The following is a 25,158-nucleotide window of genomic DNA, read 5'->3' as shown; positions in this document are numbered from 1 at the left end:
AAATGCGTTAACACATTCTTCCCCAAGCATAGCGGGCCGAGCGGGTACGCTCTGTTCCATCAGGCACGCGGACCAGATTTTCGAACAAATATTCCATATTGACAATTCCCGCGCATTTCATTTCATTTCGCCGAGCACAGACGAGGGCCTGGCCCGGGAGAAACGAGATGAGCGGCAAGCGCAGGCTGGGCATTGGCCTGATCGGGACGGGTTTCATGGGCAAGGCGCATGCCCTTGGCTTCACGATTGCGGCACGAGTCTTCGACCTGCCCTTCGAGCTGGATCTCGTGTCCGTCGCGGACGTGACGCAGGAGGGCGCGGAGGCGGCCCGCGGACGGCTCGGCTTCCGCAAGGCGACCGCCGACTGGCGCGAACTTCTGACCGACCCCGAGATCGACATCATCGACATCACCACGCCGAACCTCCTGCACAAGGAGATGGCGCTCGCTGCGTTTGCCCACGGCAAGCACGTCTATTGCGAAAAGCCGCTGGCACCGACGGTCGCCGACTGCGCCGAGATGGTCGCCGCCGCGGAAAAGGCCGGCGTCGTCACCCAGGTCGGCTTCAACTATCTCAAGAACCCGCTCATTTTTCTCGCGAGCGACATTATCGAAAGCGGCGAGATCGGCGAAATACGGTCGTTTCGCGGCATTCACGCGGAAGATTTCATGGCGGATGAGAGCGTTCCGTGGGGTTGGCGGCTGGACCCGCGCAGCGGCGGCGGTGCGCTCGCCGACATCGGCAGCCACATGATCGCCTGCATGCGCCATCTCGTCGGGCCGATCCGGTCCGTGCTGGCAGAGACCGTCATCCACATTCCGCAGCGCCCTGTCGCGCGCGGCGCCACAGCGACCCGGACGGTCGAGGTCGACGACGTCACGCGGGCCTTCGTCCGTTTCGAGAGCGGCGCGAGCGGAAGCTTCGAAGCGAGCTGGATCGCGACCGGCCGCAAGATGCAGCACGATTTCGAGATTTACGGCTCCAAGGGAAGCATCGTCTTCACTCAGGAGCGCCTGAACGAGATCAGGGTTTACTACGCCGGCGACGACATCAGGAGCCGCGGCTTCCGTACGATCTGGGCGGGACCGGAGCATCCGCCCTACGGAGCCTTCTGCGTGGCACCGGGCCACCAGATCGGCTTCAACGAGCTGAAGGCGATCGAGGCCAACGAGTTCCTGGAAGCGATTGCCAAAGGCAGCAAAACCTCGACCGATTTCCGAGAGGGCTACGAAGTGCAGAAGGTCCTCTCCGCGACCTATCACTCCGCAAGGACGAACGAGTGGGTGGAGATTGGCTGATCTTGGTGGCCCGACTCGCTGTCGTCTTTGCCCCTCTCCTCGGGTTTAACCCGAGGACGTGCCCGGATGGTTCGCGGCCGGTCGGTGCATGGTGGCGAAGGTGGCGCCGCGCGTTTCCTTCGCCCCGCCTGCGGGGAGAAGGTGGCCGGCAGGCCGGATGAGGGGCAGGCTGAGGCGATGCGGGCCTGCGAACTTCGCCTGGGATAAGGAAGCCAAAATGGAACATCCGTTCTATCCCCGCAATGGCTAGTCGATTAGACTGAGGCAAACGACAAGAGCGAGCCCGGAGGCCCGAACGATGCCCACGCCTGAAACGATTGCCGATGTCCCGCAGGATTTCGAAACGCTGAAGGCGGTTATCCTCGAGCGCAAGGCGCAGCTGCCGAAGCGGCTGAAACAGGTGGCAGCCTACTCGCTCGACAATCCGGACGAGATCGCCTTCGGGACTGCGGCGAGCATTGCGACTTCGGCCGACGTCCAGCCCTCCACGCTCGTGCGTTTCGCCCAGCACTTCGGCTTCGAAGGCTTTTCGAGCCTGCAGCAGATTTTTCGCGCACGCCTGCGGGAGCGCACGCCCGGCTACGAGGAACGGCTGAAGGCGCTGCGCCAGAACGATCACAGCAGGCTCGAAAGCGGATCGATCTTCAACGGCTTCGTCGCGGCCGCCCATCGCTCGCTCGACAATATCGCGACCTCGGTCGATCCGGAGGCGTTCGAGCGCGCCGTCGGCATTCTCGCCAAGGCGAACACGATCTACCTCATCGCCAAGCGGCGCTCCTATCCGATCTCCAGCTATATGGCCTACGCTTTCGGCAAGCTGAAGGTGAAGTACCAGCATGTCGGGACCGCCGCCGGGATCGACGAGGACATGCTGGCCATGGCCACGAAGGAGGATGCCGCCTTCGCCGTAAGCTTCTCGCCCTACGCGTCGGAAAGCGCCAGCCAGGCGCGCTTGCTCGCCAACCGCAAGGTACCCGTGGTCTCGCTGACCGACTCCGCCTTCTCGCCGCTCGCCGAATCCTCCAGGGTCTGGTTCGAACTGGTCGAGGCCGATCATGCCGGCTTTCGTTCGCTCTCCGCCAGCATGGCCTTCGCCATGGCGCTGACCGTCGCAATCGCCGAGAAACGGCGTCGCCTCGCCGAGGGCGAGTGAGACAATATAGAATGGAAATTCCATATTGACGAAACAACGGAATTTATGTTTCATATGCTCGTCACCCATGGCATAGGCATATTTGTCGGCGCCGGTCCGGCGTCCGCGGGGAGGAAGCAGTGAGCCAGATTCCATCGGCCCAAGTTCCATCAGGTGCGGGTGCCAAGCCCCTCGACCTCATCACGATCGGCAGAGCTTCGGTCGACCTCTACGGGCAGCAGATCGGCACGCGGCTCGAGGACGTGGCGAGCTTCGCCAAATCGGTCGGCGGCTGCCCCTGCAACATTTCCGTGGGCACAGCGCGCCTCGGCCTGAAATCGGCGCTCCTGACACGCGTCGGCGACGAACAGATGGGCCGCTTCATCCGCGAGCAGCTTCAGCGCGAAGGCGTCGAGACGCGCGGCATCGTCACCGACCCGGAGCGGCTGACCGCACTTGCGATCCTCTCCGTCGAGAACGACAAATCCTTCCCGCTCCTTTTCTATCGCGACAATTGCGCCGACAACGCGCTTTGTGAGGACGATATTTCCGAGGATTTCATCCGTTCCGCGCGCGCGGTCCTCGTCACCGGCACGCATTTCGCCAAGCCGAATGCGGACGCCGCCCAGCGCAAGGCGATAAGGATCGCCAAGGAAAGCGGCGCCAGGATCGTCTTCGACATCGATTACCGCCCTAATCTATGGGGTCTTGCGGGCCACGATGCGGGCGAGAGCCGCTACATCGCCTCGGACCGCGTTTCGGCGCATCTGAAGACCGTGCTCGGCGATTGCGACCTGATCGTCGGCACCGAGGAAGAGGTGCTGATCGCCTCCGGCGAAAGCGACCTCCTCGCGGCGCTCAAGACCATTCGCTCACTCTCCAAAGCCACGATCGTGCTCAAACGCGGGCCGATGGGCTGCATCGTCTATGATGGACCGATCTCGGACGATCTCGAAGACGGTATCGTCGGCAAGGGTTTTCCAATCGAGGTCTATAACGTTCTCGGCGCCGGCGACGCCTTCATGTCGGGCTTTCTGCGCGGCTGGCTCACCGGCGAGCCGCACGCGACTTCCGCCACCTGGGCCAACGCCTGCGGCGCCTTCGCGGTTTCGCGCCTGCTCTGCGCGCCGGAAATCCCGACCTGGACCGAACTTCAATATTTCCTCGAACACGGCAGCAAGGAGAAGGCGCTGCGCAAGGACGAGGCGATCAACCACGTGCACTGGGCGACGACGCGCCGGCGCGACATCCCGCTCCTGATGGCGCTCGCCGTCGACCATCGCAGTCAGCTCGAGGACATTGCCGAGGGAAATCCCGAACTGCTCTCGCGCATCCCGGCCTTCAAGGTGCTCGCCGTCAAGGCGGCGGCAGAGGTGGCTCAAGGCCGCTCCGGCTTCGGCATGCTGATCGACGACAAATACGGCCGCGATGCGCTCTATGCCGCCGGTGCCCATCGCGACTTCTGGATCGGCAAGCCGATCGAGCTTCCGGGCTCGCGGCCGCTCACCTTCGAATTCAGCCAGGACCTCGGCAGCCGCCTTGTCGACTGGCCGGTCGACCATTGCATCAAGGTGCTTTCCTTCTACCATCCCGACGATCCGGCCGAACTCAAGGCCGCTCAGGTCGCAAAGTTGCGTTCGGCCTTCGAGGCGGCGCGCAAGGTCGGGCGCGAGATCCTGATCGAGATTATCGCCGGCAAGCACGGAAAACTCGACGACCGGACCATTCCGCGGGCGCTGGAGGAGCTCTATGATGCCGGCCTGAAGCCGGACTGGTGGAAGCTCGAGCCGCAAGCGAGCCGCGCCGCCTGGGCTGCGATCGACGCCGTGATCGAGACGCGCGATCCGCTTTGCCGGGGCGTGGTGCTCCTCGGCCTGGAAGCACCCTACGAGGTGCTGAAGGACGGATTCGCCGCCGCCAGAACGTCGAAGACGGTCAAGGGATTTGCCGTCGGCCGGACGATCTTCGCCGACGCCGCCAAGGCCTGGCTCGCCGGCAGGATGACCGACGAGCAGGCAGTCTCCGACATGGCGGCGAAGTTCAAGGCGCTCGTCGATCTCTGGCTGCAATTGGGTGAGACCAAGGCGGCGTAGCGGTCAAATGAAAAGGCGGCGCAAGGATGCGGCCGCGAGGAGGAAACAAATGAGCCAGAAAACCGTGCGCCTGACCATGGCACAGGCCGTGGCGCGGTTCCTGACCCGGCAGATGACGATCATCGACGGCGAGCGCGTGCCGATCTTCGGCGGCGTCTTCGCCATCTTCGGCCATGGCAACGTCGCCGGCGTCGGCGAAGCGCTTTACGGCGTTCGCGAAACGCTCCCGACCTACCGTGCCCAGAACGAACAGGGCATGGCGAATGCGGCGATCGCCTTCGCCAAGGCGAGCTTCCGCCGCCGCTTCATGGCCTGCACCACCTCGATCGGCCCGGGCGCGCTCAACATGGTGACCTCGGCCGCGCTGGCGCATGTCAACCGGCTGCCGGTCCTGCTCCTTCCCGGCGACGTCTTCGCCAACCGCAGGCCCGATCCGGTGCTGCAGCAGGTGGAGAGTTTCGGGGACGGCACGATCTCGGCGAATGACTGCTTCAAGCCCGTCTCGCGCTATTTCGATCGCATCACCCGGCCCGAGCAGATTATCCCGGCGCTTCGCCGCGCCATGCAGGTGCTGACGGATCCTGCCGATTGCGGCCCGGTGACGCTATCGCTCTGCCAGGACGTGCAGGCGGAAGCCTATGACTATCCGGAATCCTTCTTCGACGAGAAGGTCTGGGTGCCGCGTCGAATCGAGCCTGATCTCGACGAGCTGGCATCGGCAATCGAGGCGCTCAGATCCGCGAAGAAGCCGATCATCATCGCCGGCGGCGGCGTGCTTTATTCGGAAGCGAGCGCCGAACTCGCCGCCTTCGCCGAGAAACACGGCATTCCGGTCGTCGAGACGCAGGCCGGCAAGTCCGCTCTGCCGCATTCGCATCCGCTGAATATGGGTTCCGTCGGCGTCACCGGCACGTCCGCCTCCAACGCATTGGCGGAAGAGGCCGATGTGGTGCTTGCCGTCGGCTCACGGCTGCAGGATTTCACCACCGGGTCCTGGGCGCTTTTCAAAAACGAGGCACTGAAGATCATCGGCCTCAATGTCCAGGCCTTCGACGCCGGCAAGCACGAGGGACAGCCGCTGATTTCCGACGCGCGGGCCGGCCTCAACCGCATCTCCGGCGGACTCGGCAGCTACAAGGCCGATAGTGCCTGGACCGAGAGGGCAAAAGCGGGCAAGGCCGAATGGCTTGCTGCGGCCGAGAGGGCGACCGCCACCACCAATGCGGCGCTTCCCTCCGATGCCCAGGTCATCGGCGCCGTCCAGCGCGCCCGCGGCGGCAGAAAAACGACGCTCGTCTGCGCCGCCGGGGGGCTTCCGGGCGAGCTGCACAAGCTGTGGCAGGCCGAAGAGCCAGGCGGCTATCACATGGAATACGGCTTTTCGACCATGGGCTACGAAGTCGCCGGCGGCCTGGGCGTGAAGCTTGCCAAGCCCGATAGCGACGTGATCGTCATGGTGGGCGACGGCAGCTACATGATGCTGAACTCGGAGATCGCCTCTTCGATCATGCTCGGCGCCAAATTCACCGTCGTGCTGCTCGACAATGCCGGCTATGGCTGCATCAACCGGCTGCAGATGGAAACGGGCGGCGCCAATTTCAACAATCTGTTGAAGGACACGCATCATGTGGAGCTGCCTCAGATCGACTTCGCCGCGCACGCCGCCGCCATGGGCGCCGTGACCCGCAAGGTCGGCTCGATCCCCGAGCTCGAAGCTGCGCTCGCGGAGACCGCCGACGAGGTGCGCACGACCGTCATCGTCATCGATACCGATCCGCTGATCACAACGGAGGCCGGCGGGCACTGGTGGGACGTCGCGGTGCCGGAGGTTTCCGACCGCGATCAGGTGAAGGCCGCCCGCGAAGGCTACGAAAAGGCCCTCCAGGCGCGGCGGTTTGGTTGACATTGGAATCCGGCCAGCGGCCCCTCTCCTCGGGTGTACCCGAGGACTAGTCCTCGGGAGTCCCTTCTCCCCGCACAGCGGGGGAAGGTGGCGGCAGCCGGATGAGGGGCATATCGGCACGCAACAGAGCGAAGCATCCGCCTTAAGATACGACAGCAGAAAGCAAAACACATGATCCGTTACGGAACCAACCCGATCGCCTGGAGCAATGACGACGACCATTCGATCGGCGCGCATCTGACGCTCGAGGACTGCCTCTCCGATTGCCGGAAGATCGGCTTCGACGGCATCGAAAAGGGTCACAAGATGCCGTCCGACCCCGAAGCGCTGAAGCAGAAGCTCTCAAGTTATGATCTCGTCTTCGTCTCGGGCTGGCACTCGACCAACCTCCTCACCCATGATGTCGAAGCGGAGAAGAAGGCTATCCAGCCGCATCTCGACCTCCTGAAGCACAATGGTTGCAAGGTGGCGATCGTCTGCGAGACCTCGAACGCGATTCACGGAGACGATTCCAAGTCGCTCGTGAAGGACAAGCCGGTTCTGCCGGCGGACAAGTGGGAGCAATTCGGCGCCGACCTCGAGGCGATCGCCGAATTTTGCGCAGGCCAGGGCATCGATCTCGTCTACCACCACCACATGGGCACGATCGTCCAGACCGGCGAGGAGATCGACCTCCTGATGCGGAACACCGGTCCGGCGACCAAACTGCTGCTCGACACCGGCCATGCCTGGTTCGGCGGTTCCGACCCGGCGGAAGTGGCGCGGAAATATATGGGCCGCGTCCGTCACATTCATTGCAAGAACGTCCGCCCGGCGGTCCGCAAGGTGGTCGAAGGCGAAGGTCTCTCCTTCCTCGAGGGTGTGCGACGCGGCGTCTTTACGGTTCCGGGCGATGAGGAAGGCGGCGTCGATTTCCTGCCTGTTCTCAAAATTGCGGCCGAACACGGCTATGACGGCTGGCTGGTGATCGAAGCCGAACAGGATTCGGCGGTGCGCAACCCCTTCGAGTACCAGTCGCTCGGGCTGAAATCGCTGAAGACGTTTGCGAGGGAGGCCGGGCTCGATCGGGCGTAATTGCCCCTCATCCGGCTGCCGCCACCTTCTCCCCGCGCGCGGGGAGAAGGGATATGCCGCGCCGCCTCCCGTGTCTCTCCCCCCGCCTGCGGGGAGAGGCAGACCACAGAAACCCGCGTTCAGGAGACCGTACATGTCGAGACTGCTCGTCAAACCCAAGGTCCAGGCCGGCCTGATGCAGGAGATCACGCCCGAGAGTGCCGGCTGGACCTATGTCGGCTTCGCACTTCATCGGCTGCGGCCCGGCGAAACGGCCGGCGGCGAAGCGGGGGAGAAGGAGCTCTGCCTCGTGCTCGTCAGCGGCAAGGCGAAGATTTCCGTCGGCGGCGAGGACTTCGGCGAGCTCGGCGAGCGCATGACGCCTTTCGAGGGCCGGCCCTATGCGGTCTATGTGCCGAAGGGCAGCAGCTGGCAGGCCGAAGCGGCCACCGATCTCGACCTCGCCGTCTGCTCCGCGCCGGGCGGCGAAGGCTTCAAGGCGAAGGTCATCCGCCCCGGTACGCATCCGCAGATGACGCGCGGCAAGGGCACCAACACACGCTACGTCACGAACATCATGCCGGAGGACGACGGATCGGCGCAGTCGCTGCTGGTCGTGGAGGTGATCACGCCGGGCGGTCACACCTCCTCCTATCCGCCGCACAAGCACGACGAGGACAATCTCCCGGCCGAAAGCTATCTCGAGGAGACCTATTATCACCGCCTCAACCCGCCGCAGGGTTTTGCCATGCAGCGCGTCTATACCGACGACCGCTCGCTGGACGAGACCATGGCGGTGGAGGATGGCGACGTAACGCTGGTACCGAAGGGGTACCATCCAGTCGCTGCGATCCACGGCTACGATTCCTATTATCTCAACGTCATGGCGGGGCCGAAGCGGATCTGGAAGTTCCACAATGCGAGGGAACACGAGTGGCTGTTCACCGGCGTTTAACCGGCGGAGGTCGCACTGGACGAATGGAGCCTTCGCCCTATCGTATCTTGCCGAAGCAAGCGACGAGGAGCGATTCATGCATATCGACGGCCAGTGCCATTGCGGCTTCGTTACCTACGAGGCGGAGATCGATCCGGAGCACGTGACGATCTGCCATTGCACCGATTGCCAACGGCTGACCGGCACCGCCTACCGCGTCAGCACCAGCACGCCTCGATCATCGTTCCGGCTGACCGGCGGCGAGCCGAAGCTTTATGTCAAGACCGGCGAAAACGGACGCAAGCGGCTGCAGTTCTTCTGCCCCAATTGCGGCTCACCGGTCTACACGACGGGCACCGACGAGGACGCCGAGGAGATCGGCATCCGCGTCGGCACCGTAAACCAGCGGCGTGAACTTGCACCACGCAAGCAGATCTGGTGTTCCTCCGCCCTGCCCTGGTCCGGCGACATCGGCAAGCTGCCGGGGCTGCCTCGGGATTGACGGTTCAGGCGACCGGATAGGGCCCATCCGTAAAGACCGTGTCGTGGTAGCCCTTGGACCCGATCTCGATCGCGAGCGGGCTGCGAAAATCCTCGCCGCGGCGCAGGCAATTCAACACATGGGCAAAATCGTATTTCGGCCGCCAGCCGAGGCAAGCCGTCGCGCGCGCGCTCACATAGACCCGATCGATCGTCGGAAAGAGCCGCCACCCGCGTTGCGCATAAAGCGCCTCGCATTCGGGAAAGCGGCTGAAGACGACGGATGGGGCATTCTCCCGAAGAGTTGCGAGATCGTCGCGCGTGAAAGGCGTCGGGGCCGAGACGATGAAGCGGCCAAAGCCGATCTCCCTCGCCCGGTCGAGGGCCGATAGATGGGCGCTCGCGACGTCCTCGATATCCGCGCGCCGGTAGAGCAATTCGTTCGCCTGCGCATTGGCCGTTTCGAAGCGGCCGCGCATTTCCGCATCGTCATCGGCCTCGGGAAAGAAGCGCGAGGTCCGGAGAATGACGGCCGGCAGACCATGCCGCCGCGCGAAAAGCTCGCAGAACCCTTCCGCTGCGACTTTGCTCACACCGTAGATGTTGCGCGGGATCGGCTGGACATCCTCTGTGATCCAGGCTGCCGGCTCACGGGGCGCCGGTGTCAGGGCCGAACCGAACGCGCTCGTGGTGCTGGTGAAGACAAAGGCGCCGACGCCCGCTCCGGCCGCCTCTTCCAGCAGATTGACCGTGCCGGCGACATTGGTATCGACGAATTCGCAATAACCGTGCGTCGCCACGTGCGGCTTGTGCAGGGTCGCGGAATGGATGACGGCGCGCACGTCCTTCATTGCCTGACGGACGAAGCGGCGGTCGGCAATCGACCCGACCGCATCGGTGAAAGGGGAGCCCTTGATGTCGATGCCGCGAACGTCGCGGCCCGCCCCGCGCAACACCCGCATCAATGCTTCGCCCAGGTGGCCGGCGCTTCCTGTCACCAATATCGTCATGCGTCGCTCCTTTTACCTCGCTGCCAAGCCTACCAAACCGCCCGCGCTTTGCGACAGGGGGCGGAAGCGCTATACCACCATCGAGGCACAAGGAAGAACGGAGACGGCGAACCGGGCATGGCGAAAGGGCATTTCAGGGTGCTGCCGCGCCGCATCGCCGGCGTCGACGTGGTGGAAGCGACGACGAACCACAGTTTCGCGCGCCATACGCACGAGCAGTTCGGCATCGGCCTGATCCATGCGGGCGCGCAGACGTCGCTGAGCGGCCGCGGAACCGTCGAGGCGGAAGCGGGCGACGTGATCACCGTCAATCCCGGTGAGGTCCATGACGGCGCCCCCATCGGCGACGCGGGCCGGTCCTGGCGGATGCTCTATCTCGATCCGCCGCTGGTCGCCTCGCTCGTCGATGACGTCACCGAAGGGAAAAGGTCGGGTTGCGAATTCTCGGACCCGGTGATCAGAAGCACCGGGCTGGCAGCCCGCTTCGGCGCGATCTTCGCGGCTGCCGGGGCCGCCGACGGCACCGAGACGATGCTTCGCTGGGATGAACTGGCCGTCACCCTGTTCGCGGAGGCGATGCAGCTTGCCCCGACGGATGCACCGGCAGGCGTGCCGAGGTCGGTCGCCTCGGCCATAAGCCTGATCGAGGACGATCCGCTGGCGTCGCTTACGCTCGCGGACCTCGCCCTCGAGAGCGGCCTGAGCCGCTTCCAGCTCGTGCGCGGCTTTTCCAGGGCGACGGGGCTTACGCCCCATGCCTATCTCCTCCAACGCCGGATAGACATCGTCCGGCGGCTGATCGCCGAGGGCACGCCGCTCGCGGAAGCGGCAGCGGCCGGGGGCTTCGTAGACCAGAGCCACATGACACGCGTGTTCGTGCGCAAATACGGCTTCTCGCCCGGTGCCTATGCGCAAGCGGTGAACTGAATTCAACGCCTTGCAATTCCGTACAAGACCGCGCGCTGCCGATCGGTTCTTCTGCCGCCATCATCAATCGGGAACGGTGGCAGGATGTCGAAGCAGGTTCAGGGATATGTCTTTTTGTCGCTCGCCATGGTGCTCGTCGGCAGCACCGTGATCGCGAGCAAGATCATCGCCGCCGGCCTGCCGCCGTTCACGGCAACGGCGCTGCGTTTTGCCATCGCCTTCCCTCTTTTCCTGGGCCTGATGCGAGCGACCGGGGCGTCCTGGCCCAAGCTGCCGAAGAGCGATTGGCTCATCCTCCTGTTTCAGGCAGGCGCCGGCAGCGTCGGCTATACGACTCTGCTCATTTCCGGCCTGAAGCTCACCTCCGCGGCCGATGCCGGCGTCATCATCGGAACGCTTCCCGTCGTCTCCGCCGCGATCGCCATCATGGTTCTCGGCGAGCGTCCGCATCGCTCCGTGCTCGCGGCCTCTTGCCTGGCGGCGGCCGGCGTTCTCGCGATCGTCTTCCGGCCGGATGCGAACGCCGCGCATTCGCTTGCCGGCAGCGCGCTGATCTTCGGCGCGGTCATCTGCGAAGGCCTGTTCATTCTGCTCAACAAGCGCGTCAGCGTCGCGATTCCGCCGCTTGGCCTGTCGGCGCTGATGACGGGCTTCGGCGGTGCAATTGCGCTCCCGTTCGCGCTTGCAGAGCTTCCTTCGATGGGTGCGACAGGCGCCCCGGCCCTGGCGGCGGTGGCCTATTACGCGCTCGTGCCGACGGTCGGGGGCTTCGTGCTCTGGTATGCGGGACTTCAGAAGGTGAGCGGCACGGAGGCCTCAGTCTTCACCGCCTTGGCACCGGTTTCCGCGCTGCTCCTCGCCGCCGCCGTTCTCGGCGAGACGATCACCGCCAATCAGATGATCGGCATGGCATGCGTGCTGGTCGCCGTGCTGAGCCTCGGCCTTCGCAGGGCCAGTCCGGAGCGGGCCGGAGAGGCGTAATCCGGCGAAGGCGCGATCACGCCGCCTTGGCGACGTGATACTCCTTGATCGCCACCATCTTGACCGCCGGATAGCGCTCCGACTCGTAGTGCAGCGAGAACCCGTCCTGCGCCAGGTATACCGGGTCGCCGTCGAGGTCTCGCGCGATGTCGCCGCGGTGGGTCGCAATGAACTTTTCGAGATCGGCCGGGCTCTCGGCGGAGATCCAGCGGCAGATGGAGAAGCGCGACATCTCGAAGGAGACCGGCAGGCTGTATTCCGCCTGCAGGCGTTCCCTGAGGACGTCGAGCTGAAGCGCGCCGACGACGCCGACGATCGCAGGCGCACCGTCGTCCGGAGAAAAGAGCTGCACGACGCCCTCCTCCGCCATCTGCTGCAGCGCCTCTTTCAGCTTCTTCGCCTTCATCGCATCTTCCAGCCGGACGCGGCGGAGAATTTCCGGTGCGAAGTTCGGCACGCCCTGGAACACGAGCGGCTCGCCCTCCGTCAGCGTATCGCCGATCCTCAGCGTGCCGTGGTTCGGAATGCCGACGACGTCGCCGGCGAAAGCCGTATCGGCGAGCTGGCGCTGCGAGGCAAAGAAGAATTGCGGCGCCGTCAGGCCCATCTGCTTGCCGGTGCGCGACAGCCGCGCCTTCATGCCGCGCTCGAGCTTGCCCGAGCAGACGCGGACGAAAGCGATGCGGTCGCGGTGGTTCGGGTCCATGTTCGCCTGGATCTTGAAGACGAAGGCGGTCATCCTGTCGTCCGTCGCCTCGACGGTGCGGATGTCGGCAACCTGGGCCCGCGGCGGCGGCGCGAAGTCGGCGAGCGCATTGATCAGGTCGCGCACGCCGAAGTTCCGCAGCGCCGAGCCGAAGAACACCGGCGTCAGATGACCCTCGAGAAAGGCCTTGCGGTCGAAGGGCTTGCACGCCTCGATCGCAAGGGACGTTTCCTCGATGAAGGTGTCGCGCTCGTTCTCGGGCAGACGGTGCGAAGCCATTTCCGGATCGTTGACCTTGGTCAGCCGCTCCTGCGTGTCGGCGCCGCGCACCTCGTCGGTGGCAAGATGATAGGTGCCGCAGAAGGTCTTGGAGCGGCCGATCGGCCAGGTGACCGGCGCGCAGTCGAGCGCCAGCTTCTGCTCGACCTCGTCGAGGATTTCGAAGGGGTCGCGGCTTTCGCGGTCCATCTTGTTGACGAAGGTGATGATCGGGATATCGCGCAGGCGGCAGACCTCGAAGAGCTTGAGCGTGCGCGGCTCGATACCCTTGGCCGCGTCGATCACCATGACGGCTGCATCGACCGCCGTCAGCGTGCGATAGGTGTCGTCGGCAAAGTCTTCGTGACCGGGTGTGTCGAGCAGGTTGAAAACGGTATCGTTGTATTCGAAGGTCATCACCGAGGTGACGACCGAGATGCCGCGCTCGCGCTCGATCTTCATCCAGTCCGAGCGGGTCTGGATACGGTCCTTCTTGGCCTTGACCTCGCCGGCGAGCTGGATCGCGCCGCCGAAGAGCAGAAGCTTCTCGGTGAGCGTCGTCTTACCGGCGTCCGGGTGCGAAATGATCGCAAATGTGCGGCGGCGGGAGACCGCCTCGGCAATGCTTTCGGCCATGATCTGAGTATCCTGTGAGTTGCGGCGTCCTTTACAGGCTCGGGGGCCAATATGCAATTGACTGCGGCAAGCCCGGCCGTGCTTATGACGGAATGACCATGCACACGCCCGAAAATCGACCTGCCCTGACCCCTGGCCTCACCCTCGTCCGTCTGCCTCATGGCGAGGGTCTCGACCTGCCGGCCTACGAGACCGCGGGTGCCGCCGGCATGGACCTGCGCGCGGCCCTGCCGGCCGACGAACCGATGACGATCCGGCCGGGAGAGCGCGCATTGGTCCCGACGGGCTTTATCTTCGAGATCCCCGCCGGTCATGAAGGACAGATCCGGCCGCGCTCCGGGCTGGCCTTCAAGCACGGCATCACCTGCCTCAACACGCCGGGCACCGTCGACAGCGACTATCGCGGAGAGGTGAAGGTGCTGCTCGTCAATCTCGGTGCGGAGGATTTCGCGGTCGAGCGCGGCATGCGTATCGCCCAGATGGTAATCGCCCCGGTGACCCAGCTGGCGATCCGCGAGGCGGATGGCGCGACGACGACGGCGCGCGGGGCTGGCGGCTTCGGCTCGACCGGAACTAAATAAGCGGTGGCAGGCGCCGCTTGACCGGCGAGGATTTGACGATCGACGTGTTCGTCTGCGCCTTTTCCGCGATGCGATCGAGGATCGTGTCGAGTTCCGCCATGTCGCGCACCAGCATCTTGGCGATGAAGCAGTCGTCCCCCGTGACCTTGTCGCATTCAATGAATTCGGGCGTTTCCTGGATCAGCCTTTCAACGATATGCAGCATGCCCGGCATCGGCCGGATGCGGACGATCGCCTGCAGCGGATAGCCGAGACGCGCCGGATTGACCGAGATCGTGAAGCCGTCGAGCACGCCGCGCTCCTCGAGCTTGCGCAGCCGCTCCGCCGCACTCGGCGAGGAAAGGCCCGCCTCCTGCGCCAGTTCCTTCAGCGACACCCGGGCGTTGGCGGCCAAAATTTCGAGAATGCGGCGGTCGAGCTCGTCCAACATGTAATTCCCTCATAAGCCAAATTAGCCTTACCACCTTAATCCGTTAGGTGTCTTCCTATATTTCCCTCTCAATATCCATATCCCTGCGCCAACAGGCTCATTATTCTTGAAGCACAATGGATGGAGCCAAGGCCATGGATAAGGACATACGGCGCGGAAGCGCGGAAATGACGGCGGCGATGCTTATTTCGGGAACGATCGGCTGGTTCGTGCTGATGTCAGGCCAGCCCGTCGCGGGCGTCGTCTTCTGGCGTTGCGTGTTCGGGGCTGCAACGCTCGCCGCGCTTGCGGCGGTCTTCGGCCTCATCGACCTGAGACATTTGCGGATGAAGGTCATCGTTCTTTCCGCTCTGGGCGGGGTCGCGATCGTCGTGAACTGGCTCCTGCTCTTCGCCGCCTATCCCCGCGCCTCGATCTCCATCGCGACCATGGTCTACAACACGCAGCCCTTCATGCTGCTCGGGCTCGGTGCGCTTTTTCTCGGTGAGAAGATCACCGCCAGCAAGCTCCTCTGGCTCTCGCTCTCCTTCGCAGGCATGATCGCGATCGTCCTCGCCAAGCCCGCGGGCACTTATGAACCCAGCGACTATCTCGCCGGGATAGCACTGTCGCTCGGCGCCGCCTTCTTCTACGCCATCGCGGCGCTCGTCACCAAGCTCCTCAAGGGCACGCCGCCGCATCTGATCGCGCTGGTGCAGGTCATCACCGGAGCGGCCATGCTCGCCCCCTTCGCCCTTGTCGCGCCGCTGCCGCAGGGAATGGTCCAGTGGGCGCTGCTGCTGACCGTCGGTGTAGTTCATACCGGCATCATGTATATTCTGCTTTACGGCGCCATACAGAAGCTGCCGACCCACATGACAGGCGCCCTTTCCTTCATCTATCCGGTAGCCGCGATCCTGGTGGACCGCATCGCGTTCGGCCACGCTCTGCAGCCGGTGCAGATCGCGGGCTCGGTCGCGATCCTCATTGCTGCCGCGGGCACCAATCTCGGCTGGACCCTTAAGCCTTCGTCACCGTCCGCCAAGCGTCCGGCGGAAGGAAGCCTCTAACGCCGCGCCTCCGCGGCCATGCTGATGGCAAGACCCGCGAGCGCCGTGCTCATGAGCCAGCGCTGCACCAGCATGAAGGACGGGCGGCCAGAGAGGAAGGCGGCCACCGCTCCGGCGGTCACCGCGATCAGCGCATTGACGCTGACGCTGATCGCGATCTGCACGCTGCCGAAGACGAGGGACTGCGCGAGCACGTTGCCGGCCTCGGGGCGGATGAATTGCGGCAGCAGCGACAGGTAGAGGATGGCCACCTTCGGGTTGAGCAGGCTGGTGAAGAGGCCCATCGCGAAGAGCTTGCGCGGGCGATCCTTCGGCAGGTCGCGTACTTGAAAGATCGAGCGGCCGCCGGGACGAACCGCCTGCCAGGCGAGATAAAGCAGGTAAAGCGCACCTGCGAAACGAAGGACATCATAGGCAAAAGGGACCGCAAGAAGCAGGGCGGTAATGCCGAGCGCGGCAGACACCATGTAACAGACGAAGCCGAGCGCTATTCCCCCAAGCGAGATCAGCCCCGCCCCCGGTCCCTGGCAGATCGAGCGCGAGATCAGATAGATCATGTTCGGCCCCGGCGTCAGCACCATGCCGAGTGCGATCAGTGCGAAGCCCAGGAGGTTCTGAATTTCGGGCATGGGGCGCCGGTCTCCGATGTTTTCCGGAAGGTGTACGGCTCTACCGCGAAGGGCAACGCCGTTCTTGTCACCCGATCAATTTTCGCGCCTAAATGGGGATGCCACCCGGATTTTCCTCTGCGGCAGATTGCGGTACACCTGCCCCTATCAGGAGGAACGATCGTGACACTTGCGGCTCTTCTCGCCTATAGCGGCGCTCTCTTCATCGCCGGGATCATTCCCGGCCCGGGCGTGACGGCGCTCGTTGCCCGAGCCCTGGGATCGGGCTTTCGGGAAACCTTCTTCATGGGCCTCGGCCTCATCGTCGGCGACATGGTCTATCTGACGGCGGTGGTGCTCGGGCTCGCCTTCATCGCCCAGACATTCACGACCGCGTTCCTGGTCGTGAAGATCGCCGGCGCGCTCTATCTCGGCTATATCGCCTGGAAGCTCTGGACGGCCGGGCTCCTGTCGCAGAACATCGAGGCGCGGAAGTCGACGAGTGCGGCGCTCTCCTTCCTCTCGGGTCTGACGGTCACGCTCGGCAATCCGAAGACGATGCTTTTCTATGTGGCGCTGGTTCCGACGCTGATCGATCTCGCCTCGATCGGGATGCGCGACTACGGACTGCTGCTTGTGGCGACTTTCCTCGTGCTTCTTGCCGTGCTGCTGCCCTATATGCTGCTTGCGGCCCGAGCCCGCTCGCTCCTGAAAGAGCCGCAGGCACTGAAGGTTCTGAACCGGGCCGCGGCCGGCATTCTCGCCGGAACGGCCGCTTACATTGCGACCCGCGCGACCTGAAAAAAGATTTCCCTGCGGGCCGCTTCGCAACGGTTTTTTCCTTCAGCACCATCGATCCAAGGCGTTCCCGCTCTGGAAGGAAGCCCGCATAGCTCCTATTGTCGCAGCGACAACTTCAAGAACGAAGGGAGAAACCATATGCCTGAAGCGCGCAAGCCCGGCCGCGGCCGCGTCTTTTCCTCGATCACCGAGACGATCGGCGACACTCCCATCGTGCGGCTGGACAAGCTCGCCAAGGAAAAGGGCGTGAAGGCGAACCTGCTCGCCAAGCTCGAATTCTTCAACCCGATCGGCTCCGTCAAGGACCGCATCGGCGTCGCGATGATCGAATCGCTCGAGGCGCAAGGGAAGATCACGCCCGGCCGCACGACGCTGGTCGAGCCGACTTCGGGCAATACGGGCATAGCACTCGCCTTCGTCGCGGCCGCCAAGGGCTACAGGCTGATCCTCACCATGCCCGAGACGATGTCGGTCGAACGCCGCAAGATGCTGACGCTTCTCGGTGCCGAACTGGTGCTGACGGAAGGCGCCAAGGGCATGAAGGGCGCAATCGCCAAGGCCCAGGAACTCACCGAGACGCTGCCCGACGCGATCATTCCGCAGCAGTTCGAGAACCCGGCCAATCCGGAAATCCACCGCACGACGACCGCCGAGGAGATCTGGAACGACACGGAAGGCGCAGTCGACATCCTCGTGTCCGGCATCGGCACCGGCGGCACCATCACCGGTGCCGGCCAGGTGCTCAAGGCCCGTAAGCCATCGGTCAGGGTGATCGCCGTCGAGCCCGAAGAATCCCCTATCCTTTCCGGCGGCGCCCCGGGTCCGCACAAGATCCAGGGTATCGGCGCGGGTTTCGCACCGGCGATCCTCGACACGAGCGTCTATGACGAAGTCGTCACGGTAAATGCCGGCGAGGCCATAGAGGCGGCGCGGCTCGTCGCGAGACTCGAAGGCGTGCCGGTCGGCATCTCCGCCGGTGCCGCGCTCCAGGCGGCGATAGAGGTGGGACAGCGCGAGGAAAACGCCGGCAGGAATATCGTCGTGATCATTCCGTCCTTTGCCGAGCGGTATCTTTCGACGGTGCTGTTCGAGGGATTGGGAGCCTAGCGCCGGCAGTCGCGGCATCCCCCTCATCCGGCCTGCTGTGCCGAGGCTTGCGGATGGATCCTTGGGATCAAACCCGTATGCGCTAACATTGGCATTAGCGGTCACCCGCCCCTCATCCGCCTGCCGGCACCTTGCATAAGAAATGTTGTAAAGGATTCGGTATGCCTTTGGCCGGGCGGCCGCCCGGCCAAAGGCGCCGACCGTCGGATCGCCGGCACCAGAACCTTTGGGGGTTACGGAGAAGCAGGATCGCGGTCGGTTCCTCATCGTGGCCCGAATGGTTGCTGGAACAACCTGGTTCGTATGCAAGGCAGGGACGACAAGGATGACCGAGATTAGCATGAAAGCGGCCGGTATTGATACCGGGAAGATATGGCTTGATGTCGCCACCTACCCGGTGAGCGACAAACAGAAAGTGCCCAACAACGCCGACGGCTGGCAGACTCTGGCTGACTGGCTCGAGCGGCAGGGGATCGGACGGGTCGGGATCGAAGCGTCCGGCGGATATGAGCGCGACGTGATTGCGTATCTGCATCAGAGAGGCTTTGAGGTCGTCCTGCTGCAGCCGCGGCAAGTGCGCGCTTTCGGCCTCTATAAGCTGCGCCGAGCCAAGAACGACCAGCTCGACGCCGCGCTGATCGCCGAGTGCGCTGCCCGTTCGGATGCGCGATGCCATGCGCCGGATAGCCGGCTGATCGCGTTTGGCGAATGGCTGCTGTTCATCGAGCAGATCGAAGCCGATATAGCCTGCCTCAAGACCCGCCGCGAGCGTTTCACCGACAGGCGGATCCTCGAGGAGATCGATCGTTCCATCGGTGAGCTCAAGAGCCGTTGCAAAGCCCAGCTCGCGCTGTTGCAGGCCGCTGTCCGCGAGCATGACGATCTCGCCCGGAAGCTTGATCTGATCGAAAGCATCGACGGCATCGGCATCCGTACGGCACTCACCCTGGTCATTCTGATGCCCGAACTCGGCAGGGTCGACCGTGAGGAGATCGCCGCGCTGACCGGCGTGGCGCCTTATGACGACCAGAGCGGCAAGCGTGAAGGCGAGCGCCATATCGCCGGCGGACGGGCGCGCGTCCGCAGGGCCCTGTTCAATGCCGCCTTACCGGCGTCGCAGCGCTGGAACGAGACGCTGGTTGAGCTCTACGATCGTCTCACCGCAAAAGGCAAATCCCACAAAGCGGCGCTCATCGCCTGCGTCCGCAAACTCATCATCTTCGCCAACACCGTCGTCAAGCGCCAAACCCCATGGACGAAAAGCGCGCCACAACAAAATTCTTGCGCTTAGTCTAATGGTTGCGCTTCTCCCCGCAGGCGGGGAGAAGGGACAAGCGGCGCCAACTGAACCCCGCATTCACCGCCCGCCCGAGGGAGCGAGCGGGCGCGGCATATCCCTTCTCCCCGCCTGCGGGGAGAAGGTGGCGGCAGCCGGTTGAGGGGCAATCCCGACCGAGCGGGGTTGAGGCGGTTGAGTTCGCGAGGGGTCCCTTTCATCAGCAGTATCCGCCGCACCGGCGCGCAAGAGATATGTGCATGCCGTAGCGTCAGAACGGGGAGAAGGTGGCGGCAGCCGGATGAGGGGCGCCCCATCCTCATCGAAGTCGGATCCTACGCGGCGACCGGCAGTCTCTCTCCCGCCACCCTGTAGGAGATCGCTTCGGCGAGGTGGATGCGACCGACCGTCGGCGCCGCATCGAGATCGGCGAGGGTGCGGGCGACCTTCAGCACCCGATGATAGCCGCGCGCCGAGAATTTCATCTTTTCCGCCGCATCGCGCAGTAGCTGCAGGCCGGCGGCGTCGGGCTCGGCGATCTTTTCGATCATCGTCGTCGATGAGCGGGCGTTGCTCGTCAGCTCGGGATGGCCGAGGCCGGCGAAGCGGTCTCTCTGCAGCTCGCGGGCGCGGGCGACGCGGCGGGCGACGGCGGCGCTCGGCTCGGAGGTGCCGGGGCGGATCAAGTCGGCGGCGCTGACGGCCGGGACGTCGACGCGGATATCGATACGGTCCATCAGCGGGCCGGAGATCCGCGCCTGGTAATCGGCCATGCAGCGCGGCCCGCGGGCGCAGCTCCGGCCCGGCTCGCCGGCCATGCCGCAGCGGCAGGGGTTCATGGCGGCAATGAGCTGGATCGCCGCCGGATAGGTGACGCGATGATTGGCGCGCGCGATGATGCAGGTGGCGGTTTCGAGCGGCTGGCGCAGAGCGTCGAGCGCCTGAGGCGCAAATTCCGGAAATTCGTCGAGAAAGAGCACGCCGTTATGGGCGAGCGACGCCTCTCCCGGTTTCGCGCGGAAGCCGCCGCCGATCAGCGCCGCCATGGTGGCGGAATGGTGCGGCGCACGGAAGGGCCGGCGGTCCGAGAGCTTGCCGCCCGGCAATTGCCCGGCGATCGAATGGATCATCGAGACTTCGAGCAGTTCGGCGGGCGAAAGCGGCGGCAGGATGGAGGGGAGCCGCGCCGCAAGCATCGACTTGCCGGAACCGGGCGGGCCGACCATCAGCAGATTATGGTTGCCCGCCGCCGCGACCTCCAGCGCCCGCTTGGCGCTTTCCTGGCCCTTGATGTCGGCAAGATCGGGAAGGCCCCCGGCGGCCGCCCGGACCGCCGGCTCGGGGCGGGAGAGCACCTGCGTGCCGCGGAAATGATTGGCGATCGCGATCAGGCTGCGCGGGGCGAGAATATCGATCTCCGATCCGGCCCAGGCCGCCTCGGGCCCGCTTTCCGCCGGGCAGATCAGCCCCTTGCCGAGCGCATTCGCGCCGATCGCCGCCGGCAGCGCGCCGGCGACGGCTGCGATCGTGCCGTCGAGATTGAGCTCGCCGATGACGACATAACCGGACAGCGCGTCCGCAGGGACAGCGCCGAGCGCCGCCATCAGGCCGAGCGCGATGGCGAGATCGAAATGGCTTCCCTCTTTCGGAAGGTCCGCCGGCGCCAGATTGACGGTCACCCGCTTGGCGGGAAGCGCCAGCCCCGATGCATGAAGCGCCGCCTGGACGCGCTCGCGGCTTTCGGCCACCGCCTTGTCCGGCAGTCCGACGATCTGCATACCGACCTTGCCGGGTGCAACCATCACCTGGACGTCGACCGGAACGCCCTCGATACCCTGAAACGCAACCGTGCTGACGCGCGCGACCATACTGCCCCCTGATTTCGAGCGGAGCGCGAAGGATCATCGTCCTTCCGCAATCCCGCTCCAGCACGGCGGCCCACACACGCCGTCACAACCAAAACCGGTTGCAACGGTAAATCTTGCACGGAATACGCTTGAAAACAAGAACAATGATAGAACACAAGAGCGAGAGTGGCGGTCCGCCGTAAAGATCAGGCGCGCTTCTTCTCGATCGCGTCCCAGAGCAGGCTAGCGACGTCGGCACCGCCGAACTTCTTCACTTCGCGGATGCCGGTCGGCGACGTGACGTTGATCTCGGTCAGGTAGTCGCCGATCACGTCGATGCCGACGAAGAGGAAGCCGCGTTCCTTCAGCGCCGGGCCGATGCGGGTGCAGATCTCCCGCTCGCGCGCCGTCAGGTCGGTTGCCTCCGCGCGCCCGCCCACATGCATGTTGGAGCGAGAATCGTGCTCGGCCGGAACGCGATTGATCGCGCCGACCGGCTCGCCGTCGACGAGCAGGATGCGCTTGTCGCCCTTGCGGACCGCCGGCAGATATTCCTGGGCGATATAAGGCTCGCGGAACATCTGGGCGAACATTTCGAGGAGCGACGAGAAATTGCGGTCGTCACGCGCGGAGTGGAACACACCGGCGCCGCCATTGCCGTAGAGCGGTTTCAGGATGATGTCGCCCATCTCCTGACGGAAGCGGGCGATCTCGTCCGGGTCGCGAGTGATCAGGGTCTTCGGCATCAGATCCGGAAACTCGGTCACGAAGATCTTCTCGGGCGAGTTCCTGACCCAGGCCGGATCGTTGACGACCAGCGTCTTCGGGTGCAGCCGCTCGAGCAGATGCGTCGAGGTGATATAGGCCATGTCGAATGGCGGATCCTGGCGAAGCAGGATGACGTCCATGGTCGAAAGATCGATCCGCTCGTCTTCGCCGAGAGTGAAGTGGTCGCCCCTGACGTCGCGCAACTGCATCTGCTGCGCGGTCGCATAGACCCTGCCGTCCCGGAGCGACAGCTTGTCGGGCGTGTAGTGGAACAGGCGATAGCCTCGGGCCTGCGCCTCAAGGCTCATCGCGAAGGTCGAATCGCCCGCAATGGTGATGCCCGAAACATGGTCCATCTGGACCCCGACATTGACGATTCCTGCCATTTTCCCGTTCCCGATCTGGATCCACGATGCGCATAGTTCCTTCGACCGGCTCCGGTCGGAAATCGAATTATACGGCAATTCGACGCGATGCTCCGCCCCTCGTCTTCGCGACGAGCGGCACCGCAGAAAAGCCCGCAAGATGTAGAATGCGTACCGTGGTTAGGCAAGAAGGTTCCCGCCGCTCCCGCCTATCAAAAGGCGTCATCAAAAGGCGTCCGGCAGGTGCCGCGGCCAGCGCCACGGCGTTACGGCGACGATATCGTAGCGCACCGACAGGCGGTGGAAATCGCCCTGGCGCGACAGCCAGAGATCGCTTGCCGCCCGGATGCGCCGTTGCGCCGTGTCTGTGACGGCGAAGACCGCATCCTCCAGGCTCACCCGGGCCTTTACTTCGACGCAGGCGACCAGGTCGCCGCGCCGGGCGATGATGTCGATCTCGCCGAGCCTGGTGCGATAGCGCATGGCAACGATGCGATAGCCCTTCAGCATCAGGCAGAGCGCGGCGCGGTATTCGGCGATGTGGCCCCGCTTCAGCGCCTTCAGCTTGCGGGTGTCCGGTCGCTCAGCCTTCATCGCCATCCTTGAGATGAAGGAGCCGGTCGTAAAGCTCCTTGCGCGCCAGCCCCGTGCGGCGCGCCGCCTCGGTCGCGGCCTTGCCCATCGGCAGGTCGCGGGCGAGTTCCTTGAGCAGTGCGTCGACGTCGGCCGCCTCCGGCTGGGGCTTTGCCTCTGGCGGACCGACCACGAGGACGATCTCGCCTCTCACATTGGCGCTTTCGTCGTAAATCGCCGCGAGTTCGCCGAGCGTTCCGCGGCGGAACTCCTCGAAGGTCTTGGTCAGTTCGCGGCAGACGGCCGCCCTCCTGTCTGCGCCGAGGACCTCGGCCGCAGCAGTGACGGTCGCAGCAATGCGATGCGGGGACTCGAAGAAGATGAGAGTGGCGGGAACGGCCGCGAGTTCGGCGAGCCGGTCGCGCTTCGCCTTGTCCTTCACCGGCAGAAAGCCTGCGAAGAGGAAGGCATCGCTCGGAAGGCCGGAGCCGACGAGGGCCGCAAGCGGCGCCGAGGGGCCAGGTATGGGAACGACCCGGTAGCCCGCCTCGACCGCCTGCTGCGCCAGGCGATAGCCCGGATCGGAGACGAGCGGCGTACCGGCATCGGAGACGAGCGCCACCGATTTCCCATTGCCAAGTGCTGCAAGCAGTCGCGGCCCCGCCTCGGCGGCATTGTGCTCGTGATAGGCGGTGGGCCGATTGACGATGCCGTAGCGGTCCAAAAGCACCCGCGTCACCCTCGTGTCCTCGCAAGCGAGCACATCGGCCCCGGCAAGCGTCTCTAGGGCTCTCAGCGTGATGTCGCCGAGATTGCCGATCGGCGTTGCCACGAGATAAAGGCACGGCTCCAGCGGGCGCGCAGGAATGTTCGTATTGTGCAGGCGAAAACCGCGCTGCCGTTCCTTTTCGGATGCATCCGTCGATTGCTGCTTTTGCAACGCCGCCTTCCCAATCACTCCTGGCCCGATCATTCCGATCGACCATTCCGGCCAAGCCGGGTTCGCGCCCTTTATGAGTGAGCGGGGAGCCCGGGGCAAGGGCGGGCCGCGCCTGCAGTCTCGCATTTGGGGAAGAGGGCTCAAAACCCCTTGCTTTTGCGGCTCTCTTTCTGCCATTTTGCCCGTCCACATCCTTCCGGCCGAGCGGCCGGGGCACGCAGTTGACGCCGCGGCGGTCCCCTCGCCCGCGCGGCAATGGTTGAAAGCGGTAGCATCCATGCGTATTACTCTCGAGCGGTCCAACCTTTTGAAATCGCTGAACCATGTCCACCGCGTGGTCGAACGGCGAAACACCATCCCCATCCTTTCGAACGTGCTCCTGCGCTCCGACGGCGCCAGCCTCGAAATGAAGGCGACCGACCTCGACCTGGAGATTACCGAGGCGACGCCGGCGCAGGTGGAACAGGCCGGCGCCACCACCGTTCCGGCGCATCTGCTCTACGACATCGTCCGCAAGCTGCCGGACGGCTCGGAGGTGCGGCTCGCCACCAATGCGGAAGGCACGGCGATGACCGTCGCCTCCGGCCGCTCCAAGTTTTCGCTGCAGTGCCTGCCGCAGTCGGATTTTCCCGATCTGACCGCCGGCACGTTCTCGCACTCCTTCCGCCTGAAAGCGCCCGATCTGAAGATGCTGATCGACCGCACCCAGTTCGCGATCTCGACGGAAGAGACACGCTACTATTTGAACGGCATCTTCGTGCACACGGTCGAGAGCAACGGCGACCTGAAGCTGCGCGCCGTCGCGACCGACGGCCACCGGCTCGCCCGGGCGGATGTCGAAGCGCCGTCGGGCTCCGAGGGCATGCCCGGCATCATCATTCCGCGCAAGACCGTCAGCGAACTGCAGAAACTTCTCGACAGCCCGGACGTGGTGGTGACGGTCGAGGTCTCGGACGCGAAGATCCGCCTGACGATCGGCTCCATCGTGATGACGTCGAAGCTGATCGACGGAACCTTCCCCGACTATCAGCGCGTGATCCCCGCCAGCAACGACAAGGAGCTGCGCGTCGATTGCCAGTCCTTCTCGCAGGCCGTCGACCGTGTCTCCACGATCTCTTCCGAACGCGGCCGCGCCGTGAAGCTCGCGCTTGCCGACGGCCAGATGACGCTGACCGTGAACAACCCGGATTCCGGCAGCGCCACCGAAGAACTGCCGGTCGGCTACGAAAGCGATCCGCTCGAGATCGGGTTCAACGCCAAATATCTTCTCGACATCACCGGGCAACTGACCGGCAGCGAGGCGGTCTTCCTGCTGGCCGATCCCGGTTCGCCGACGCTCGTGCGCGATCTGGCCGCGGAGGATGCGCTCTACGTGCTGATGCCGATGCGCGTGTAACGCATG

The 25,158-nt window shown here is 64.5% G+C and carries 23 protein-coding genes; 15 read left to right on the top strand and 8 right to left on the bottom strand.

Annotation, left to right across the window (positions count from 1 at the left end; translation table 11 throughout):
* Positions 1-167: 167 nt before the first annotated feature.
* The 7 genes from PZL22_RS19845 to PZL22_RS19815 all read left to right on the top strand — a co-directional run bounded on the left by PZL22_RS19845 (position 168) and on the right by PZL22_RS19815 (position 8,915).
* The gene (locus tag PZL22_RS19845; protein ID WP_003527783.1) at positions 168-1,298 is read left to right on the top strand and encodes a Gfo/Idh/MocA family protein; all 1,131 of its coding nucleotides are present in this window, start codon (positions 168-170) and stop codon (positions 1,296-1,298) included.
* Positions 1,299-1,596: 298 nt separating this feature from the next.
* Positions 1,597-2,451, top strand: coding sequence for a MurR/RpiR family transcriptional regulator (locus PZL22_RS19840; RefSeq protein ID WP_003527785.1), 855 nt, complete (start codon positions 1,597-1,599; stop codon positions 2,449-2,451).
* Between the two features lie 119 nt (positions 2,452-2,570).
* Positions 2,571-4,523, top strand: a complete 1,953-nt coding sequence (locus PZL22_RS19835) for a bifunctional 5-dehydro-2-deoxygluconokinase/5-dehydro-2-deoxyphosphogluconate aldolase (RefSeq protein ID WP_003527786.1) — start codon at positions 2,571-2,573, stop codon at positions 4,521-4,523.
* 49 nt (positions 4,524-4,572) lie between these two features.
* Positions 4,573-6,426, top strand: coding sequence for a 3D-(3,5/4)-trihydroxycyclohexane-1,2-dione acylhydrolase (decyclizing) (iolD, locus tag PZL22_RS19830; protein ID WP_003527787.1), 1,854 nt, complete (start codon positions 4,573-4,575; stop codon positions 6,424-6,426).
* Between the two features lie 171 nt (positions 6,427-6,597).
* Positions 6,598-7,500 carry a myo-inosose-2 dehydratase gene (gene iolE / locus PZL22_RS19825; RefSeq protein ID WP_003527788.1) on the top strand — a complete coding sequence of 301 codons (903 nt, stop codon included), beginning with the start codon at positions 6,598-6,600 and terminating at the stop codon, positions 7,498-7,500.
* Positions 7,501-7,633: 133 nt separating this feature from the next.
* The gene (gene iolB, locus PZL22_RS19820) at positions 7,634-8,434 is read left to right on the top strand and encodes a 5-deoxy-glucuronate isomerase (protein ID WP_003527789.1); all 801 of its coding nucleotides are present in this window, start codon (positions 7,634-7,636) and stop codon (positions 8,432-8,434) included.
* 76 nt (positions 8,435-8,510) lie between these two features.
* Positions 8,511-8,915 (top strand): GFA family protein, encoded by a 405-nt coding sequence (locus PZL22_RS19815; protein ID WP_003527790.1) that lies wholly within the window; start codon positions 8,511-8,513, stop codon positions 8,913-8,915.
* Positions 8,916-8,919: 4 nt separating this feature from the next.
* On the opposite strand, the gene PZL22_RS19810 is transcribed toward PZL22_RS19815, so the two are convergent.
* Positions 8,920-9,903, bottom strand: a complete 984-nt coding sequence (locus tag PZL22_RS19810) for an NAD-dependent epimerase/dehydratase family protein (RefSeq protein ID WP_003527791.1) — start codon at positions 9,901-9,903, stop codon at positions 8,920-8,922.
* A 117-nt stretch (positions 9,904-10,020) separates the two neighbouring features.
* Here PZL22_RS19810 and PZL22_RS19805 point away from each other — a divergent pair, with 117 nt between their 5' ends.
* Complete coding sequence (locus PZL22_RS19805; RefSeq protein WP_003527793.1) at positions 10,021-10,830, top strand: AraC family transcriptional regulator; 810 nt, start codon at positions 10,021-10,023, stop codon at positions 10,828-10,830.
* Between the two features lie 84 nt (positions 10,831-10,914).
* Positions 10,915-11,811, top strand: coding sequence for a DMT family transporter (locus PZL22_RS19800; protein WP_003527795.1), 897 nt, complete (start codon positions 10,915-10,917; stop codon positions 11,809-11,811).
* 16 nt (positions 11,812-11,827) lie between these two features.
* Here the strand turns inward: PZL22_RS19800 and PZL22_RS19795 are convergent, their stop codons facing one another.
* Positions 11,828-13,411 (bottom strand): peptide chain release factor 3, encoded by a 1,584-nt coding sequence (locus tag PZL22_RS19795; RefSeq protein WP_284718542.1) that lies wholly within the window; start codon positions 13,409-13,411, stop codon positions 11,828-11,830.
* A 98-nt stretch (positions 13,412-13,509) separates the two neighbouring features.
* Here PZL22_RS19795 and dut point away from each other — a divergent pair, with 98 nt between their 5' ends.
* The gene (dut, locus tag PZL22_RS19790; protein ID WP_003527798.1) at positions 13,510-13,992 is read left to right on the top strand and encodes a dUTP diphosphatase; all 483 of its coding nucleotides are present in this window, start codon (positions 13,510-13,512) and stop codon (positions 13,990-13,992) included.
* Here the strand turns inward: dut and PZL22_RS19785 are convergent.
* Positions 13,985-14,422: an Lrp/AsnC family transcriptional regulator gene (locus tag PZL22_RS19785; protein WP_003527801.1), complete on the bottom strand. Its 438-nt coding sequence runs from the start codon at positions 14,420-14,422 to the stop codon at positions 13,985-13,987. The two genes, dut and PZL22_RS19785, sit on opposite strands and share 8 nt — an antisense overlap.
* A gap of 134 nt (positions 14,423-14,556) precedes the next feature.
* Here PZL22_RS19785 and PZL22_RS19780 point away from each other — a divergent pair, with 134 nt between their 5' ends.
* Positions 14,557-15,471 (top strand): DMT family transporter, encoded by a 915-nt coding sequence (locus PZL22_RS19780; protein ID WP_010968515.1) that lies wholly within the window; start codon positions 14,557-14,559, stop codon positions 15,469-15,471.
* Here PZL22_RS19780 and PZL22_RS19775 read toward each other — a convergent pair.
* Positions 15,468-16,100 (bottom strand): LysE family translocator, encoded by a 633-nt coding sequence (locus PZL22_RS19775; RefSeq protein ID WP_003527805.1) that lies wholly within the window; start codon positions 16,098-16,100, stop codon positions 15,468-15,470. The genes PZL22_RS19780 and PZL22_RS19775 overlap by 4 nt on opposite strands.
* Positions 16,101-16,262: 162 nt before the next feature.
* On the opposite strand from PZL22_RS19775, the gene PZL22_RS19770 reads away from it, so the two are divergent.
* The 3 genes from PZL22_RS19770 to PZL22_RS19760 all read left to right on the top strand — a co-directional run bounded on the left by PZL22_RS19770 (position 16,263) and on the right by PZL22_RS19760 (position 19,278).
* A complete protein-coding gene (locus PZL22_RS19770; RefSeq protein WP_003527807.1) occupies positions 16,263-16,880 on the top strand; it encodes a LysE family translocator in 618 nt (205 codons plus the stop codon).
* A 138-nt stretch (positions 16,881-17,018) separates the two neighbouring features.
* On the top strand, positions 17,019-17,987 hold the full coding sequence (cysK, locus tag PZL22_RS19765) for a cysteine synthase A (protein WP_003527809.1): 969 nt from the start codon (positions 17,019-17,021) through the stop codon (positions 17,985-17,987).
* A 325-nt stretch (positions 17,988-18,312) separates the two neighbouring features.
* Entirely contained in the window at positions 18,313-19,278 is a 966-nt protein-coding gene (locus tag PZL22_RS19760; protein WP_013844028.1) for an IS110 family RNA-guided transposase, read from the top strand.
* Between the two features lie 320 nt (positions 19,279-19,598).
* Here PZL22_RS19760 and PZL22_RS19755 read toward each other — a convergent pair whose 3' ends face one another.
* The 4 genes from PZL22_RS19755 to rsmI all read right to left on the bottom strand — a co-directional run bounded on the left by PZL22_RS19755 (position 19,599) and on the right by rsmI (position 23,789).
* Positions 19,599-21,131, bottom strand: coding sequence for a YifB family Mg chelatase-like AAA ATPase (locus PZL22_RS19755; protein ID WP_003529769.1), 1,533 nt, complete (start codon positions 21,129-21,131; stop codon positions 19,599-19,601).
* Between the two features lie 185 nt (positions 21,132-21,316).
* Complete coding sequence (gene gshB / locus PZL22_RS19750) at positions 21,317-22,264, bottom strand: glutathione synthase (RefSeq protein ID WP_003529770.1); 948 nt, start codon at positions 22,262-22,264, stop codon at positions 21,317-21,319.
* Positions 22,265-22,468: 204 nt separating this feature from the next.
* A complete protein-coding gene (locus tag PZL22_RS19745) occupies positions 22,469-22,837 on the bottom strand; it encodes a YraN family protein (RefSeq protein WP_003529772.1) in 369 nt (122 codons plus the stop codon).
* Positions 22,827-23,789 carry a 16S rRNA (cytidine(1402)-2'-O)-methyltransferase gene (gene rsmI, locus PZL22_RS19740; RefSeq protein WP_015008045.1) on the bottom strand — a complete coding sequence of 321 codons (963 nt, stop codon included), beginning with the start codon at positions 23,787-23,789 and terminating at the stop codon, positions 22,827-22,829. The genes PZL22_RS19745 and rsmI overlap by 11 nt, the downstream gene beginning before the upstream one ends.
* A gap of 244 nt (positions 23,790-24,033) precedes the next feature.
* Between rsmI and dnaN the strand changes: the two genes are divergently transcribed.
* Complete coding sequence (dnaN, locus tag PZL22_RS19735) at positions 24,034-25,152, top strand: DNA polymerase III subunit beta (protein ID WP_003529776.1); 1,119 nt, start codon at positions 24,034-24,036, stop codon at positions 25,150-25,152.
* The last annotated feature ends 6 nt before the right edge of the window (positions 25,153-25,158 follow it).

This window comes from Ensifer meliloti, assembly GCF_030064585.1.
GTDB lineage: Bacteria > Pseudomonadota > Alphaproteobacteria > Rhizobiales > Rhizobiaceae > Sinorhizobium > Sinorhizobium meliloti.
This window is presented reverse-complemented; position numbering and strand designations above follow the sequence as displayed.

Bases quoted from the DNA above. Each gene is read 5' to 3' on its own strand.
- PZL22_RS19800 (WP_003527795.1), top strand. From the start codon at position 10,915: ATGTCGAAGCAGGTTCAGGGATATGTCTTTTTGTCGCTCGCCATGGTG.
- PZL22_RS19840 (WP_003527785.1), top strand. From the start codon at position 1,597: ATGCCCACGCCTGAAACGATTGCCGATGTCCCGCAGGATTTCGAAACG.
- PZL22_RS19785 (WP_003527801.1), bottom strand. From the start codon at position 14,422: ATGTTGGACGAGCTCGACCGCCGCATTCTCGAAATTTTGGCCGCCAAC.
- PZL22_RS19755 (WP_003529769.1), bottom strand. From the start codon at position 21,131: ATGGTCGCGCGCGTCAGCACGGTTGCGTTTCAGGGTATCGAGGGCGTT.
- iolB (WP_003527789.1), top strand. From the start codon at position 7,634: ATGTCGAGACTGCTCGTCAAACCCAAGGTCCAGGCCGGCCTGATGCAG.
- cysK (WP_003527809.1), top strand. From the start codon at position 17,019: ATGCCTGAAGCGCGCAAGCCCGGCCGCGGCCGCGTCTTTTCCTCGATC.
- PZL22_RS19795 (WP_284718542.1), bottom strand. From the start codon at position 13,411: ATGGCCGAAAGCATTGCCGAGGCGGTCTCCCGCCGCCGCACATTTGCG.
- PZL22_RS19810 (WP_003527791.1), bottom strand. From the start codon at position 9,903: ATGACGATATTGGTGACAGGAAGCGCCGGCCACCTGGGCGAAGCATTG.
- PZL22_RS19815 (WP_003527790.1), top strand. From the start codon at position 8,511: ATGCATATCGACGGCCAGTGCCATTGCGGCTTCGTTACCTACGAGGCG.
- PZL22_RS19780 (WP_010968515.1), top strand. From the start codon at position 14,557: ATGGATAAGGACATACGGCGCGGAAGCGCGGAAATGACGGCGGCGATG.
- PZL22_RS19760 (WP_013844028.1), top strand. From the start codon at position 18,313: ATGACCGAGATTAGCATGAAAGCGGCCGGTATTGATACCGGGAAGATA.
- gshB (WP_003529770.1), bottom strand. From the start codon at position 22,264: ATGGCAGGAATCGTCAATGTCGGGGTCCAGATGGACCATGTTTCGGGC.
- dut (WP_003527798.1), top strand. From the start codon at position 13,510: ATGCACACGCCCGAAAATCGACCTGCCCTGACCCCTGGCCTCACCCTC.
- PZL22_RS19745 (WP_003529772.1), bottom strand. From the start codon at position 22,837: ATGAAGGCTGAGCGACCGGACACCCGCAAGCTGAAGGCGCTGAAGCGG.
- rsmI (WP_015008045.1), bottom strand. From the start codon at position 23,789: ATGATCGGGCCAGGAGTGATTGGGAAGGCGGCGTTGCAAAAGCAGCAA.
- dnaN (WP_003529776.1), top strand. From the start codon at position 24,034: ATGCGTATTACTCTCGAGCGGTCCAACCTTTTGAAATCGCTGAACCAT.
- PZL22_RS19805 (WP_003527793.1), top strand. From the start codon at position 10,021: ATGGCGAAAGGGCATTTCAGGGTGCTGCCGCGCCGCATCGCCGGCGTC.
- PZL22_RS19775 (WP_003527805.1), bottom strand. From the start codon at position 16,100: ATGCCCGAAATTCAGAACCTCCTGGGCTTCGCACTGATCGCACTCGGC.
- iolE (WP_003527788.1), top strand. From the start codon at position 6,598: ATGATCCGTTACGGAACCAACCCGATCGCCTGGAGCAATGACGACGAC.
- iolD (WP_003527787.1), top strand. From the start codon at position 4,573: ATGAGCCAGAAAACCGTGCGCCTGACCATGGCACAGGCCGTGGCGCGG.
- PZL22_RS19845 (WP_003527783.1), top strand. From the start codon at position 168: ATGAGCGGCAAGCGCAGGCTGGGCATTGGCCTGATCGGGACGGGTTTC.